Genomic DNA, 15,599 nt, shown 5'->3' on the forward strand with positions numbered 1-15,599 from the left:
AATTTCGACCAGCGAACGCCAGTCCTTGGTAGCGTCGGAGCAGGGCTAGCGCCTCCGAGTTCCGGTCTTAGTGGTGCACTAGTGACTGCCATATCGAATCCTAGGGTCGAGAACGGCATACATGATGTCGACGAAGAGATTGGCGAAAATTGCGACCGCCGCGAAGATAAAAACGCAGCTTTGAACGATCGCAAGATCCAGGCTGATCACACCTTGCAGCATGAGCATTCCCATACCGGGCATCGCGAAGATTTGCTCAATAATGACGGTTCCTCCGACGAGCGCACCGATGTTCAGGCCTACTAACGTCAGTAGCCCGAAGCTGGAATTCCGGAACGCATGGAGCCACAGAATCCGCCAGATGCCTGCGCCCTTGGCCCGCGCTGTATCAATGTAGCCCGCCCCGAGGAGTTGCTCACCCAGATCCCCTCGCAGGAAGCGAGCGTAGAAACACGCCATCGGGATAGCCAGCGCCAATACCGGCAGGGTGACGGATCGTAGGTTGTCGACGAGGCTGACTTGAACGGGGACATAGCCGATGGCCGGCAGCATCTGCAGCGTCACGGCGAACACGAGGACAAGGAGCAGAGCCATCACGAAATTGGGTATGGCGAGCAGGGTCATGGAGAACACCATGATGAGGCGGTCGACAATTCCTCCAGGCTTGCGGGCCGCGAGAAGTGCGACCGGCAGTGCCAGCACCACTGACAGGACGAACGCCAGTCCGACGAGTTCCAGTGTGACGGGGAGTCGCTCTGCTAGTAGCTCGGCTACCGGTCGGCCACTTACCGAGGAGACGCCCAGGTCTCCTCGGAGAAATCCGAACAGCCACGTGATGTAACGTTCAGGAGCTGGGCGGTCGAGTCCCATGCTCCGGCGTACTGCCTCGACTTGATCTTCAGTGGCGTCCATGCCCGCCTGGTTCCGAGCAGGATCTCCTGGCATGGCTTCGAGAAGGATGAAGACAAGAAGACTGACTGCAAGGAGAAGCGGTACGGCCAAGAGCACCCTGCGGATGATGAGTCTCAGCAGAGGGGAGCCGGCCGTCCGGCCCAAGAAGCTACCGTGTTTCTTGGACCGGGGGCTGGTGACCTGAGCGTCGGCAGTGCTGGTCATTCTTGGTCTATCCAGACGCGATCGTAGAGGACCTGCTGGTTCACCGCGAGAGCGGGGATGGGTTCGGTCAGCCCGGGACCATAAATACCGTCACGAACCACTTGAGCGGGGCTGAAGGCGGGGCCGAAGGGCGCGTAGGCCTCGTCGGAGATGTACTGCGAGATCTCCTCATAGAGTTCTTGGCGTTCATCTTCGTCAATTGTGGAAGCTGCCGCATCGAGCAGTTGATCAAGCTCGGTCTCCAAGCCTTCTGCCTGTGCCTCCTCGGCAGAGGAAGCGCCCTCAGGCAAGGGCGCGCCGCTGTAGGGAACGGTGGAACCGAAGCGCACGTTCACCCCGATGCCGGCGGCTGGATCCCATGCGCCGGCAGTCTGGAGGATCGACTCCCACTCTCCGCTGACGAATTTGGTGATGATGTCACCCAAACCAGCGGAGTTGATGGTGACATCGATACCGGCTTCCTGCCACTGTGTCTGCAGTGCTGTGGTGACCTGCCGCGCCGTGGAGAGATCGGTGGTGCTCAGCTCGACTTCCAGACCGCCGATTTCCTCCACCAGTTCGGTGGCTCGCTCAAGATCGTATTCACGGTAGCCGGGCACTTCTGCGTGGTGGAATAGACCACCGGATGCTGTGAAGGACTGGCTCATGTCACCCTGGCCATCGAAGAGGCCCTCGTTAATGGCGTCAAAGTCGGTGGCGTAGTAGATGGCTTCGCGAGCGCGTTTGTCGTCGAAGGGCTCGGTACGTGCGTTGAGCTGGACCACATAAGGCGAGGTCGGGGCACCAAGGTGGACGTTCAGATCTGGGTTCCGATCGGCCTCCTCGATGAGGTTCACATCGCTCAAGCCTTCAACGACGTCTCCCTGGCCAGCCTGAATCGTTTGGTAGGCGACCTGGTCACCACCAACGGACTGGAAGTTCAGGGCGTCAAGGTAGGGCAAGTCATCCTGGTAATAGTTGTCGTTGCGTTCCAGCTCCAATCGCTCGTTCTGCTGGTTGCTGGTGATGATGAAGGGTCCTGCACCTACGGGCAACCTGCTGAACTCCTCGCCCCCCAGCTCTTCGTAGGCTGTGGGTGAGCCAATATAGTTGAGGTTTGTTCCGGGGAAACCATTGAGCAGCGCGGCGTTGGGGCTCGAAAGATGAATCTCGACTGTTCGGTCATCCACAGCCTGGATGGCGCCTAGTCGCGACATGATGACATCTTCGTCCACATCGTCTGGAAGAGCGTCGAAGAGGCTATCGAGCCATTCGTCGTCCAGTTCGGGAGCTTCCCGCTCCAAGTCGAAGTTCACGTTCACTGTGGCAGTACTGCCGGAGCTGATCGCCCGAATCCAGTTCCACACGACTGCATCAGCGTCCATCGGTGTTCCGTCTGTGAACTCGATTCCCTCGCGGAGAGTGACGGCGAGTGTGAGCCCGTCTTCTGACCATTCCGCGCTCTCCGCTTGATTGGGAACAAGCTCAGCTCCCTCCCCGTCTTCTTCGGGTTCGAGGAGAAAGAGTCCGCCGAAAATTGCCGCGTTTTGACCCAGGTTGGCCCCCACGCTGTTGCTGGTGGCGGGGTCTAGACCTGTTGACCAGTCTCCGGCGAAAGCGGAGTCCAGAATCGCGGTGAGTTGCCCACCTTGTTGTGGTTCACCGGACTCTTCTCCGTTATCGTTCCCATTGTCATTCCCATTTCCACCTGCGACGCCGCCTCCGTCGTCGCCGCACGCCGTGAGAGCTAGGGCGCCCACAGCGGCGACGGTGAGGAGCCGCAGGTAGGTGGGTTTACGTGCTGACGAGTCTGTGTCCCTCATGACAAGTTCCCCTTAGAACTATGGTGCTGGAGTACTTCCCGAGCATCCACCGGGGTGTGTGCCCCGGTATTCAAAGCCTGACGGATTTGTGTGAGCCGAATCACAGGCCTTCCGTCGGGAGGAAGTTCAATACGGTAAGCCAGTAGGCGCCAGAGGGCACCTCGAAAAATGCCTGCAGCAGGGTTCAGCAGGCGTTGGTGCCCATTGGCGTCAGGCCGTCAAGCCCAGCCATCTGTAGGCGTTGCGGTGGCTGATGTTCTCCCAGTCACCGGGAGGCAGTTCCATGGACTTCAAGGTTTTCGCAGCTGGATCCTCGCGCAACATCGCAGGAAAGTCTGAGCCGACCATCAGACGGTCCGAGCCCAGGATGTCTATGAGGTACCGGATGGTCCGGTGGTCAAAGACCATGGAGTCATAGTAGTAGCGGCGGGCATAGTCCAGAGGCGAAGGTCCATCGTCTGGCATCACTGCACGCTCAAGATTCTTCGGCTCCTCATTCCACGATCCACCCCAGAAATAATTGGCACGGGGAAGCATCATGGGAAACCCACCAGCTGCGTGGCTGAAGGAAATGCGCAGGTTCGGACAGGCCGCCGCCGTTCCACCAAGGATCAGAGACGCCGCAGCATACATACCCTCGATGCCTACCACATAGGTGCCCATGGCAGACATCGGGAGCCTGTCATTGGGAGAGGGCATAGCGTGGACGAACAAGGCCAGATCCAAGCGTTCTAGTTCCTTGAAGAACTCCAGAAATTTTTCGTCGCCTATAGAGCTCCCACCAATATTGGAAGCGATCTCCACACCTGCAAGGCCCATGTCCTTGACGTGTTTCAGCTCCCTCGCGGCTGCCTCTGGATCCTGCAGCGGGACCATGCCGAGACCGATCAGTCGCTGAGGAGAATGAGAGGTTAGCTCCACGGTGAACTCATTGGTATGCCGAGCTAGCGCAAGCCCGTCCGCTGCCGGAAGGTCGTAGCGCAAGAGAGGAGGCATAGGACTGATGACCTCGACGTCTACTCCGGAGGCGTCCTGCGCTTCTAGGCGTTTTTCGGCCTCGAAGAAGACATCCCTCGCGCGGAATTTCATCTGTCCGAAGATCAGCTGCCTGTCAGTACTGTCAGGCAGCGCTTTCATAGAGGGAAAACAGGCGGGGGCGTCTGCCGGGTAATCTTTTGGCAGATAGTGGGCGTGTGCGTCGACAATCATCAACCTTCTCCTACTCAATCCTTGTGAGGATGAACGGAGACATGGACAGCATCGCCGTTTCCCGCCTTGCCGGACAGAGTGTCGATGGCCTCACCCACCTCTTCCAGCCCAAAGGTGTGGGTGTGGAGTTTCTCCAGCGGGAAGCGGCCCGATTCGATGATCTCTATCGCCTTACGCTGTGCGGGAGCATCCACGCCGAACGCTCCTTTGAAGGTCAGCGCCCGTTGGATAATAGTGTCCGTCACGATAGGGATTTCCCGTCCAGCCTTTAGGCCTGCTAAGACCACAGTTCCGCCGTGCCGGACAGATTTGATGGCATCGTTCACCGGTCCCGCCGCCATGGGTGTCAGTTCAACGGCTACGTCTGCCATCGCGCCATTGGTGATGTCCCCGACGAATTCAACGATGTCTACGGCATTGGGGCCGTCGACAGCGACAGCGTGGTCGGCGCCAAGTTCTTTAGCCAAGTCCAGTTTGTGGTGATCTTTTTCCAGCCCGGTGATGACGACCTTCGAAGCGCCTACGGACTTCGCAGCAATGACTGCTCCCAGCCCGCGCTGTCCTGCACCCAAAATGACCACAGTGTCACCCAGCCCCACTCCTCCCAGATCTACGGCCCATCGGACGCCCGCGCCGATGGGATTATACATCGCGGCAATTTCCTCTGGGAGATCCTTGTCGATTTTGTGCATCACCGACGTGGGGGAGAGGTACATGTACTCCGCGAAACCACCCCAGAGAATGGGCTCGACAGCGACCGGGGTGACACCGTGGCCTCCTTGGCGGAAACGGCATGCCTGGTATCGGCCTATCAGGCAATCTTTGCACTGGCGGCAAGGAACAATGACTTCCAGGCCCACTCTGTCTCCGACCTCGACGCCCCATCGTTCGGAGGCGAGCTCACCGAGCTCTTCGATGATTCCCATCGGCTCGTGACCGGGGATGAACGGCCCTCGGGCGCCACCGAGCTCACCGCTGAAAATCTCGACATCTGAGCCACAGATTCCGTTAGCCTCCACGCGAATGAGACCGTCGTCGCGCCCGATTGTGGGACGTGGATATTCCCGCATTTCTATAGTTCGTGGTTCGGTCTGGACAGCAGCGCGCACCATTTCTACCATGTTTACTCCCTAGTGGTCTTTGAGTCTCGTCAGGCGGAGGTCAGAGTCTGCACAATGGAAGGGGTCAATTGGCGTGCCCGCTCCTTGACCTCGTCCGCGCTCAGCGGTGCCACAGGATGCTCAGTGGTGATCCACTGATAATCGGCGTCCCCTTGAATCTTGGCCATAGACCTGCCAGTCGTATCGAACGCATCAGTGATGACCACTGCTGCCGGCAAGCCGCCTCCTTCAAACTGAATGCCGTCGGCCACGGCTGCGGCACTGCAGGAACCACAATCACCTATACCGATGACCACAACGTCCGAAGACTCTTTGAAGCGGCCGATGATGTCTTCATCGACCGGCACTGAGAAGTTCTGCTTGGTCTCCACTATGCTCACCTCCTTGGCTCCGTATTCATTGGTGAGGAGATTTCCCACCTCCTGAAGAAAGAGCAAGGCGTTGTGTTTGGTGTTGTCCAGCAAACCAACGCGCAACCCGTTGAGCTGAGCGGTCCGCTGCGCATGGGCTTTCGCGGACTCCTCGCTTCCTTGCGAGACCTGGGTGGGGTTCAAAATTCCATTCGGTGTCACGGCTGAGTTCCTATTCTTCTTCGTGGATAATCACACCGCGGATGTTCTTGCCGTCGACGAGGTCCTGATATGCATCATTGACCTGGTCGAGGGTGTACCTGCGGGTGATGAGTTCGTCGAGCTTGAGGTCGCCTTCCATGTACATTCGGAGGAGACGCGGGATGTCGTAGGTGGGATTGCAATCGCCGAAGAGAGCTCCGCGGATCTCCCGTTGGTATCCGATCAGGAAGCCACCGGGCAGCGTCACGGCTTCACCGCGGCCGATGCCGGTGATGGTGACTTTGCCGCCCTTTCCCGTCATTTGGACCGCTGCGTTGACCATCTCTTCCGTCACGATATGCGGGGTGAGGATGACATGATCCGCCAGCTGTCCCCAGGTGTGGGCGACAACAAAATCGTGTGCTTCCTCAGCGGTGGCAAAGGCATGCGTGGCCCCCAGTGTCCTGGAGTTTTCGCGCTTGAACTCCACGGGATCTACCACAATGACATCTCGAGCACCCGCATAGCGTGCTCCCTGAACCGCATTGGAACCCACGCCGCCGACGCCGAATACCACAACAGTCTGGCCGGCTTGGACGCCCGCGGCGTACACTGCGGAGCCCCATCCGGTGGGCACTCCGCACCCGGAGATCGAAGCAAGGTCGAAGGGAATATCATCAAAGAGCGGGATGACCGCGTACTCGGACACCACGGCGTACTGGGAGAACGTCCCCAGAGAGCAGAACCCCCCGTAATCCTCACCATCCTTGTGGAATCGGAACGTGCCGTCCAAGAACATTCCGGTCCCAGCGTTTAGCCCCTTGACGCACATGCTTTGGTGACCCTCCGAGCAGGGTCGGCAGGTACCGCAGGCGGGGATGTACGAACACACAACTCGGTCCCCGGGCTTCACACGGGTGACGTGCTCGCCGACGGATTCGACGATCCCAGCGCCCTCGTGTCCTCCGACTACGGGCATACGCACTGGGGCATCGCCTTCTGTGATGTGATGATCGGAGTGGCAGAGTCCAGAGGCGTAGAACTTGATGCGGACCTCGAAGGCCTTTGGTGCATCCAGCTCCAGCTCGGTGATCTTCCAGCCGGTGTGCGCCTCGTGGGTCACGGCAGCGCGAGTGGTGATGGTGTCAGTCATGAGTTGTACGCAGCCTCAGTTCAGCGGATCGAAACGGTTTTAACCTGGGTCCACTCCAAGACGGAGTCGGCTCCCATTGTTCGGCCGAAGCCGGAGTTCTTGTAGCCCCCGAAAGGTCCACCGATGACGCCGGCACCGATAGGACTGTTGACTCCGACTTGCCCGGCTTGTAACCCCCGAGCAAATTTGACGGCGCGTCCGGTGTTGCTTGTCCACACAGACGACACGAGTCCGTAGTCAGTGTTGTTCGCTACCTGGAGGGCCTCGTCGTCGTCCTCGACCGGAATCACTGAGAGAACAGGCCCAAAAATCTCTTCCTGCGCCAATCGGCTATCGGGATCAACTTTGTCGAATATGGTCGGCTCGACGAAGAACCCGTTTTCGTATTTGGCACCGGATGGCTGGCCACCACCAATGATGAGGTCAGCGCCTTCCTGTCTGCCGATATCCATGTACCCCAGCACACGCTCATGCTGTTTCTGGTTCACCACCGGCCCCATGCTCACGTTCTCATACCAGGGGCCGATCGTCGTTTTCTGCAACTCAGCTGCCAGGCGTTCCACAACTTCGTGGTGGATACTGCGGTGGACAACCACACGCGAGCCCGCCGCGCAGACCTGACCGGTATTGATGGTGATGGCGAACGCCATACCGGGAATCGCCCGCTCCAGATCGGCGTCGTCGAAGACAACCTGTGGGGATTTTCCGCCCAGCTCCAAGTGCAACGGCGTGAGGTTCTTGGCGCAGGACTCCATAATTGCTCGCCCAGTTTGTGGCGAGCCGACGAATCCCATACGGGTGACTTTGGGGTGAGCCGGAATTGGCGCTCCAGCTTCGACCCCATAACCGGTGACCACATTGATGACGCCAGCCGGTATGCCTGCTTGAACCCCGAGTTTGGCCAGCGCAAGGGCTGCCAGTGGGGCGTCTTCGGCGGGCTTGATAATGATGGTGTTTCCCGCTGCGATGGCGGCGCCCACCTCAACAGCGAACATGGGGCCGGGCGCGTTCCAGGGAATGATGGCACCTACGACTCCGAAGGGCTCACGGAGAGTGAAGCCAATGGTGTCAGGTGAGTGGGTGGGTAGTGATACGCCCTGCACCTTGTCCGCCTGCCCCGCAATGAACCGCAACTGATTTGCCATAGGGACCATGCCCCTGGCGGGTCGGCCGACTTCTTGGGACTCAAGCTGGTCTAGCTCTTGGACTTTCTGTTCCACGAGGTCTGCCCATTTGAAGATGAGGTCGGCTCGGAGAGTCGCGCTGAGGTCACGCCAGGCAGGGAGAGCTTTTTCGGCAGCCTGAACGGCTTGGTCCACGTCCGTCGCATCGGAGCGTGGAATGTTGGCGATGACGTTGCCATTGGCGGGGTTGATGACCTCGATGGTTTCTCCGCTGGAGGCGGGCACCCAGTCTCCGCCGATCAGTTGGGCTCCGCTAATGAGAAGTTCTGGGTCGAGATCAAGGGGTGCTTCTGCTGTGACAGTCATAATGCGTGTCCTTCGTCAATTCTGTTCAGGAGGAGAAGTTCTGGTCAGTCGTCGTGGTCGATGAGAACGACGCCGCGGATATTCTTGCCGTCAAGCATGTCCTGGTATCCCTGGTTGATTTCGTCCAGGCTGTAGGTGCGGGTCACCAATTCATCGAGTTTGAGCTTGCCGGCTTTGTACATGCTCAGCAGTCGCGGGACGTCGACCAGCGGATTGCAGGCGCCGTAGACATGGCCTTTGATGCGCCGCTGGTAACCGATAAACAGACCAGGATTGGCCTTGATCTTGCCTGGCCCTACGGCAGTAATGGTGACCTGCCCGCTTTTACCGATGATGTTCAGAGCATCGGCGATGACTTTGTCGTGAAGCTGCCCGACTGTGATGAGTGCATGATCCGCTAGTTCGCCCCAGGTGATTGCGCGAACGAACTCGAAGGCTTCCTCCGCAGTCTCAAAAGTGTGAGTAGCACCGAAGACCTTCGCCATGTCACGTTTGAACTCGATCGGATCGACAACGATGACACGCTCGGCACCTGCCATTGCGGCCCCCTGGACCGCGTTGGAGCCGACACCGCCGGCACCGTATATGACGACAGTCTGCCCCACTTTCACTCCGGCAGCCTTCACCGCGGTGCCCCACCCAGTAGGGACGGCACAGCCGCACAGTGAGGCCACTTCCCAGGGGATGTCTTTGGGAATTTTGATGACAGAAGCCTCTGAGACCACCGAGAACTGGGTAAAAGTCCCGAGTACACATAGTCCGCCGTAATCAACGCCGTCTTTGTGAAAGCGGAAGGTGTCGTCCTTCAGAATCCCAATACCAGCGTTCTTGCCGTCGTCACACAGGTTCTGGCGACCCGAGGAGCAGTAGCGGCAGTTACCGCAGGCCGGAATAAAGGAGGCAACGATGTGATCGCCCAACTCGACTCGGGTAACTCCCGGGCCCACGGCGTCCACGACACCAGCTCCCTCATGGCCTCCAACGACCGGCATGCGCATCGGCGCATCGCCCTTCTGGATATGGTCATCGGAGTGGCATAGACCCGCGGCATACCACTTGACTCTGACCTCGTTGGCCTTCGGAGGATCGAGTTCCAACTCGGTCAGCTCCCAGGGCGTTCCGCCCTCGTAACAGACGACAGCCTTAGTTCTAATGGTTTCCAGCGCTTGTTCGGCATATTCCGGCGCATCAACGGTGGTGCTCATGAGCCCCCTTCGGTCAGCATCATTGCTCTGGGTAACCCCGGTGAGGAGGTGTCCTGGTACTCCATGGTGATCATAAGTCAGTATGTGGCGCACCTCACTTCCTCCGGGTGGAAGGGTGAAACGCTGTGGACTCCGATGAGAGCTCCGCTGGGCTGACAAATCTTCTTCCAGCACACGAAAAGCTCCTCCCTATATGCCACGAGGAGGGTCATATTCAAGGTACCGCTCGCGCGCGGTGCGCGGTGAAAGTCATCGCGAAACTTAGAGACGGAGCACCACTATGAACGATCAGACAGCATCAGACTCTTCTGCGGTCGACCAGGCACTTGCAAACTTTCGCGAAACGATGGAGAAGGATGACTATCACCTGAAATGGTCCTTGAACGAGGAAGAGAAGGTGACGGTAGAGATCGAGGCTGGGCCTGAGGCTTGCGCTGACTGCCTGTCTCCCACTCCGGTGATGGAGGCAATCATGGGCGAGGCTCTCTCCAGCACGCCCTACACCCTGGATCGCGTCGTCCTGCCCAACGAACACTGAGTCTCCACCTGGATGCCATTCCATGGCGTGGAAGTGCCCATGACACTGCTACGGGCCTAGATGGATAGTGATACGTGCCACATAGGCTAAGCGAGCCCAGGCTTGGTCTGCTCGCACGGAACGGTTGAAAGGGTGCCTAGTGAACGATCAACAGGCAGCAAAGCTCGATCCCCAGAATGCGCATCGAGTGTCTGACTACCTCTACGAACACGGCTGGTCAGACGGATTGCCTGTTTTGCCTGCCACAGAAGCGCACGTTGACGAGTTTCTCGCTCATGCGTCGCGATCTCCCGATGAGGTCATCGCCAAGCTTCCGCAACTTGGTCGAACCGCTACGGTCCGGGAGGTGGCAGTTCATGCTGTGATGGCCGGTTGCCGTCCGGAGTATTTTCCACTCGTGCTCGCCACATGGGATGCATTAACGAACGAACGTGCGGCGCTGGGCGGCGGATGGCAATCCACATCCGGTCCCGCGCCATGGGTAATCGTCAACGGACCGATTCGCGAGCGCTTGGGCATTAACAGCACAGGAGGGGTTTACGGTCCCGGCTTCCGAGCCAATATGACGATCCCACGGGCCATCGGCCTGACTGTCCGCAACAGCTTCGGACTGTTGCCACACGAACTCGAACAAGCAACTCAGGGTGTTCCTGGACGCTGGAGTCAGCTCATCGGCGAGGATGAGGAGCACAGTCCGTGGGAGCCACTTTCAGTGGAACTGGGTGCCGCGGCTGGCGAGAGTCGGGTGAGTACGATGCTTGTACGCACCTGCGAGTTCCTCGATAACAGGCACTTCCACGAGCCTGTCGAGATTCTAAGGGATTTCGCTGACACCATCTCTCGGTCGGGGCCGTGGATTTTCAAACACTCCTCGGTGGGTATTGTGATGAACCCAGACCATGCCAGGGTGCTGGCGGCCGCCGGTTACTCCAAGCAGGACGTGCGTGAATGGCTAGTAGAGCACTGCGGCAAGACAGAAGGGCAGCTGAAGTCGGTGGGGAAGGGGCTCAGCGCGAAACAGCCGGATGCTCCCTTCGACGATGAGCATTTTCACCGGGTCTTCGCCGCCAACAGCCCCAAATCTCTTCCCATTGTGGTGGCGGGTTCCCCAAACGCTGCGATTTCAATGGTGGTGCGAGTCTTTTCGGACTGGTCAGCGGAATCCTTCCCAGTGGGGACATCCGGAGAATAAAGCCACGTCGCCTTCCCAAAACCAAGGAGTGTTCCATGCCGAACCAAGAATTTCCCGTCCCACTCACGGACCCGCTGGCCGATCCGCGTGCTCAGTGGCTAGCTGGCAAGACGGCGGCGGTCGCAGGTGGCGGGCTCTCCGGACCCCTAGGCAACGTCGGTTTCGCGATGGCGTGGCTGTATCACCGGGCTGGAGCTCAAGTTGCAGTATTGGACCGGGACAACGCGGCCGCCGAACGAACGGTAGCAGCCATCACTGAAGATGGTGGTAATGCAAAGGTCTTCGAGGTGGACGTCCTTTCCCAAGAGTCCACGTCAACAGCTGTTGCTGCTGCGGCCGAGCAATTCGGAAGCTTAGATGTCGTCGCCACCTCTATCGGTGGCGGAGGTGCCACGAGCGTCTTCGGTCTTTCTGAGGAGGAGTGGGATCGGGCCTTCGATCTCAACCTGAAATCGGCCTGGAGGCTCATGGTTGCTTCGGAGCCTCATATGACGAACGGAGGGGCAATCGTCACTGTGTCGTCCGGAGCGGCGGAGGGTCGCGGTCCGGCCATGCCTTACAGCTTGGCGAAGGCGGGCGTGGAAAAGCTGACAACTGGTGCGGCCGCTACTTTGGCCCCCAGAGGAATCAGAGTCAATTGCATTCGCGTTGGCATGATCTGGGGCGCATTCGCAGCCCGGGGCATGGATGAAAAAATGCGTGAGATTCGTCGGAAGAATGTCGCCCTTCAGACTGAGGGAAATCCTTGGGATATTGCTTCAGCCGCCTTATTCCTATCAACAGATCAAGCTCGGTGGATTTCCGGGCAGGTCCTCTCGGTAGACGGTGGAGGTTTCGCGATTCGCAGCACTGGTGCGGCCGGGGCTGACACTCTACAAAAGAACTAGTTTTACGCAGCGGCGCGATGCCTATATGTGAGTCCTTGACTCGATCACGAGTCTTGGAGCACCCGGTTAACAAGAACTTTTTGACACAATTTGGAGATCCTGAATGGAAGACAAAGTCGTCTCAACTGCTGCCGACGCCGTGGCGGACATCCCAGACGGAGCCTCTGTGGCGGTCGCCGGCTTCGGCATCTCCCACCGCTTCCCGTCTACTCTGTTGGAAGCACTCCAGGGGCAGGGAGCAAGTGGCCTGACGGTCTACTGCAATGGGCTAGGGAGCCAGGGAGCGCCAACCGCACAACTTTTAGCGGAAAACGAACAGATTTCTAAGCTCGTTGCAAGCTTTTCTTCCCGTCCCGGACCACCAACTTTGGCCGAGGAGCAGATTCTTGCCGGAAAACTAGAGTTCGAGGTCGTTCCCCAGGGGATTCTGGTCGAACGTATGCGAGCCGGAGGGTCCGGTATCCCTGCGTTCTACACAGAAGTCGGTGCCGGAACCAAAGTGGCAGAGGGAAAAGACGTCCGCTTCTTCGATGGGCGACCACATATTTTGGAGCGAGGCATCACGACAGACTTCGCCATACTGCGCGGATATCGGGCGGATCGATATGGCAATATCCAGTTCCGTGGCGGCAGCCGGAACTTCAACGACAGCTTTGCCAAGGCCGCACGCACAGCCATCATAGAAGTGGAGGAGATCGTCGAGGTCGGAGAGCTTTCACCTGAAGAGATTCACCTTCCGGGAGTCTTCATTGCGCGGGTCGTAAAGACCACCACGAAAGTCGACGTTTCTTCCCTGCCCCAGCGTTCAGCCCGTTCTGCGGACTCTCATCGGGAGTACAACGGTAAGCCAGCATTGTCGCGCGCGGAGATTGGGCGGCGGGCAGCGGCGCTTCTGGAGGATGAGAGCGTCATTAACCTGGGGGCGGGCCTGCCAAACCAAGTGGTCAACTATTTGGATGGGCGCGACGTCGTACTGCATGCCGAGAACGGGATGCTCAATTACGGTGGTTTTGCTGATATTGAAAGAGCAGATCCCGATTTCCATGACGCTGGAGGGAACTTTATTGATGTCCTTCCCGGAGTCAGCTTCTTTGATTCAGTCACATCGTTTGAAATTGCACGCGGGAAGCGGTTAGATGCCGTCGTGTTGGGTGCCTACCAAGTTGGCGGCAACGGTGATTTGGCAAACTGGGCGCATCCAGGACGCCCAGGCGGCGGCATCGGGGGAGCAATGGACCTCGCCGTGGGCGCAAAATCCGTCATTGTCACGATGGAGCATGTGGATTCCAAAGGTCGGCCCAAGCTCGTCCAGGAATGCCACTATCCGATTACCGCGGCCGAGTGTACGAATGTGGTGGTCACGGATCTCGCGCTCCTGCGACGTAATGAGCGGGGGCGATTCACGCTGGAGGAGCTCGCGGCAGGATTCTCCGTTGAGGAGGTTCTCGAGCTAACTGAGATGGACGTCGATGTCGCAAAGAATCTCGGCGTCATGCAAGACGCATGGTGAGCCTTCCGGCCAAGGACGGCGTCGAACATGATGTGGGAGGGTCTCCCCGGAACTGGTCATTAGTCAATCTGCACAATGAACCCTGAGGTGGCCACCCGTGTATTTCCCAATGTTTTTGGCCTAGTAAGATATGGAAATTTTGGAGCCCAAGATGCTTACCGGGACTGACTTCCGCCCCTGACTGCGGTATCTTGTGATTTATGTCACTGCGTGCCATAGTGGTGTCGATACCATACAACGTCGTATGCAGAGGGTGCTGTGATGAGCGATCTTGCTGAACCAAAGCTGACTGCTGCCGGCCGAGTTCTGGCTCTGTTGGATGCCTTCACCAAGGCAGGCAGCCCACTTTCTCTGTCAGAAATTAGCCGTCAAGCGGACCTCACCCTGACAACGACACATCGGCTCGTGAAAGAAGTCGTGCAATGGGGCGGTCTGGAGCTTGACGAGTCGGGCCGCTACCGCCTCAGCAGCAAGATCTTGGGTCTCGCCTCGACGTCTCAAGCGATGGGATTACGCGAACGAGCACTTCCTCATCTGATGGAGTTGCATTATCGAACAGGCATGAGCGTTCATTTGACCGTCCGCGACAAGTACGAGGTGATGTACGTTGAAGCACTGCGTGCTCACCCGAATTACACTGGACGGAACAAAATAGGCGGCCATTTTCAGCTTCACGTCGCGGCTTCCGGCCTCGTGCTTCTCGCCCACGAAAGTGAGGATTTCCTTGAGGAGTACTTACAACGGCCGCTGAAGCGCTACACCGAACACACTATTGCCGATCCTGGCCACCTACGCTCCACTTTGGAGAAGATACAGCAGCAAGGATATTTCGTGGCTCATCAGTGTGTCTCCCCGTCGGCAGGCGGGGTAGCGGCCCCAATAGTCGGCTTGGATGGAGAGGTGCGCGCCGCAGTGGGTCTGACATATGAGGTCAACCAGGTCACCCCAACTTCCCTTGTGGACTTCGTGCGAGTATGCGCCACACGGATTTCTCGCGCTCTCAAAGAGAAGCCTCAGCTAGATCCTCGAACCGTAGATTTCAACCGGCGACACGCGGGCATGTCGTAATTGGGAGCATCTGTATTTTTCAATTCCCTGTTGAATTCGAGCCTGTCGCATCGAGCTCTCTAAAGTTGCTTGGGGCGAGGTGGCGTTTGCGTGTTCTTCGGATTTGGCGGTCCGTTTTGCCTTTTACGCGGCACTATTCCAAAGAGGCTCGGGTCCGCGGGTCGTGAACCATGGGCGCCATCACCCCAGGTGATCGCTGCGAAGGCAGCCTGGATCTAGATGCGTCCGTGGTGGGACTACACCACCAGTGGTCTGCTCTGCGGTGGCGTCTTGGGTGAGCCCGACTTTGGTGAGATCTGATTGCTAACAACCATTGGGTGGTGGGGCTTCGAACCTGATCTGTGAGGCTTTGGGTCTTTTCTTTAATTGATCGGGGTGAGCCCTTGGCGTTTCAGGATCCGGTTGGTCGTTGCTCAAGACGGCACCTGGCAACTGGGTAGGCGTCTGTGGAAGTGACCAGCGATGGTGGGATCTGGCATCGAGGCCTTCGGTACTGAGGTCCTAACGGTTTCTGGTGATCCGTTGAATCAACTCATCGGCAATTACTGCTGGGTGTGTCTTCGGTCCCCTCGGGAGCCAGTGTAGAAGGCTTGATCACCTTTTCTGGCCCATTGCTTCAACAGTTTCGAGACCATCGAGGCGGAGACCCCATAAGCCCGGGCTCCTTCTGCCTGCGGCATCGATTCGCCGCTCACTGCCCTGATGATCTGTCTACGCCGAGTCATCCATCATCATCAGCCCTGACCCGGTATTAATA

14 protein-coding genes are annotated in these 15,599 nt (G+C 58.3%); 5 read left to right on the top strand and 9 right to left on the bottom strand.

Annotated elements, in window-relative coordinates:
* Positions 1–78: 78 nt before the first annotated feature.
* The 8 genes from FH975_RS00260 to FH975_RS00295 form a co-directional block, all read right to left on the bottom strand.
* Entirely contained in the window at positions 79–1,116 is a 1,038-nt protein-coding gene (locus FH975_RS00260; protein ID WP_162319562.1) for an ABC transporter permease, read from the bottom strand.
* A complete protein-coding gene (locus tag FH975_RS00265; RefSeq protein ID WP_162319563.1) occupies positions 1,113–2,918 on the bottom strand; it encodes an ABC transporter substrate-binding protein in 1,806 nt (601 codons plus the stop codon). Before FH975_RS00265 ends, FH975_RS00260 begins: the two co-directional genes overlap by 4 nt.
* A gap of 210 nt (positions 2,919–3,128) precedes the next feature.
* Positions 3,129–4,127, bottom strand: coding sequence for an amidohydrolase family protein (locus FH975_RS00270; protein WP_162319564.1), 999 nt, complete (start codon positions 4,125–4,127; stop codon positions 3,129–3,131).
* Between the two features lie 14 nt (positions 4,128–4,141).
* A complete protein-coding gene (locus FH975_RS00275) occupies positions 4,142–5,248 on the bottom strand; it encodes a zinc-dependent alcohol dehydrogenase (RefSeq protein WP_162319565.1) in 1,107 nt (368 codons plus the stop codon).
* A 29-nt stretch (positions 5,249–5,277) separates the two neighbouring features.
* A complete protein-coding gene (locus FH975_RS00280) occupies positions 5,278–5,820 on the bottom strand; it encodes a UGSC family (seleno)protein (protein ID WP_162319566.1) in 543 nt (180 codons plus the stop codon).
* 10 nt (positions 5,821–5,830) lie between these two features.
* The gene (locus FH975_RS00285; RefSeq protein ID WP_162319567.1) at positions 5,831–6,952 is read right to left on the bottom strand and encodes an NDMA-dependent alcohol dehydrogenase; all 1,122 of its coding nucleotides are present in this window, start codon (positions 6,950–6,952) and stop codon (positions 5,831–5,833) included.
* Positions 6,953–6,972: 20 nt separating this feature from the next.
* Positions 6,973–8,442 carry an aldehyde dehydrogenase family protein gene (locus tag FH975_RS00290; protein ID WP_162319568.1) on the bottom strand — a complete coding sequence of 490 codons (1,470 nt, stop codon included), beginning with the start codon at positions 8,440–8,442 and terminating at the stop codon, positions 6,973–6,975.
* Between the two features lie 44 nt (positions 8,443–8,486).
* Positions 8,487–9,647 carry an NDMA-dependent alcohol dehydrogenase gene (locus tag FH975_RS00295; protein WP_162319569.1) on the bottom strand — a complete coding sequence of 387 codons (1,161 nt, stop codon included), beginning with the start codon at positions 9,645–9,647 and terminating at the stop codon, positions 8,487–8,489.
* A gap of 280 nt (positions 9,648–9,927) precedes the next feature.
* Here FH975_RS00295 and FH975_RS00300 point away from each other — a divergent pair, with 280 nt between their 5' ends.
* From FH975_RS00300 to FH975_RS00320, 5 genes are all read left to right on the top strand, one after another.
* Positions 9,928–10,185, top strand: coding sequence for a hypothetical protein (locus tag FH975_RS00300; RefSeq protein ID WP_162319570.1), 258 nt, complete (start codon positions 9,928–9,930; stop codon positions 10,183–10,185).
* 139 nt (positions 10,186–10,324) lie between these two features.
* Positions 10,325–11,377: a hypothetical protein gene (locus tag FH975_RS00305; protein ID WP_202922927.1), complete on the top strand. Its 1,053-nt coding sequence runs from the start codon at positions 10,325–10,327 to the stop codon at positions 11,375–11,377.
* 35 nt (positions 11,378–11,412) lie between these two features.
* Positions 11,413–12,264, top strand: coding sequence for an SDR family NAD(P)-dependent oxidoreductase (locus FH975_RS00310; RefSeq protein WP_162319571.1), 852 nt, complete (start codon positions 11,413–11,415; stop codon positions 12,262–12,264).
* A 103-nt stretch (positions 12,265–12,367) separates the two neighbouring features.
* Positions 12,368–13,774 carry a 3-oxoacid CoA-transferase gene (locus tag FH975_RS00315; protein ID WP_162319572.1) on the top strand — a complete coding sequence of 469 codons (1,407 nt, stop codon included), beginning with the start codon at positions 12,368–12,370 and terminating at the stop codon, positions 13,772–13,774.
* A gap of 261 nt (positions 13,775–14,035) precedes the next feature.
* Positions 14,036–14,842 (top strand): IclR family transcriptional regulator, encoded by an 807-nt coding sequence (locus tag FH975_RS00320; RefSeq protein WP_162319573.1) that lies wholly within the window; start codon positions 14,036–14,038, stop codon positions 14,840–14,842.
* 542 nt (positions 14,843–15,384) lie between these two features.
* Here FH975_RS00320 and FH975_RS17020 read toward each other — a convergent pair.
* Positions 15,385–15,567, bottom strand: coding sequence for a helix-turn-helix domain-containing protein (locus tag FH975_RS17020; protein WP_407938598.1), 183 nt, complete (start codon positions 15,565–15,567; stop codon positions 15,385–15,387).
* Positions 15,568–15,599: the final 32 nt, after the last annotated feature.

The sequence above is a fragment of the Nesterenkonia haasae genome (genome assembly GCF_010119385.1).
GTDB lineage: Bacteria > Actinomycetota > Actinomycetes > Actinomycetales > Micrococcaceae > Nesterenkonia > Nesterenkonia haasae.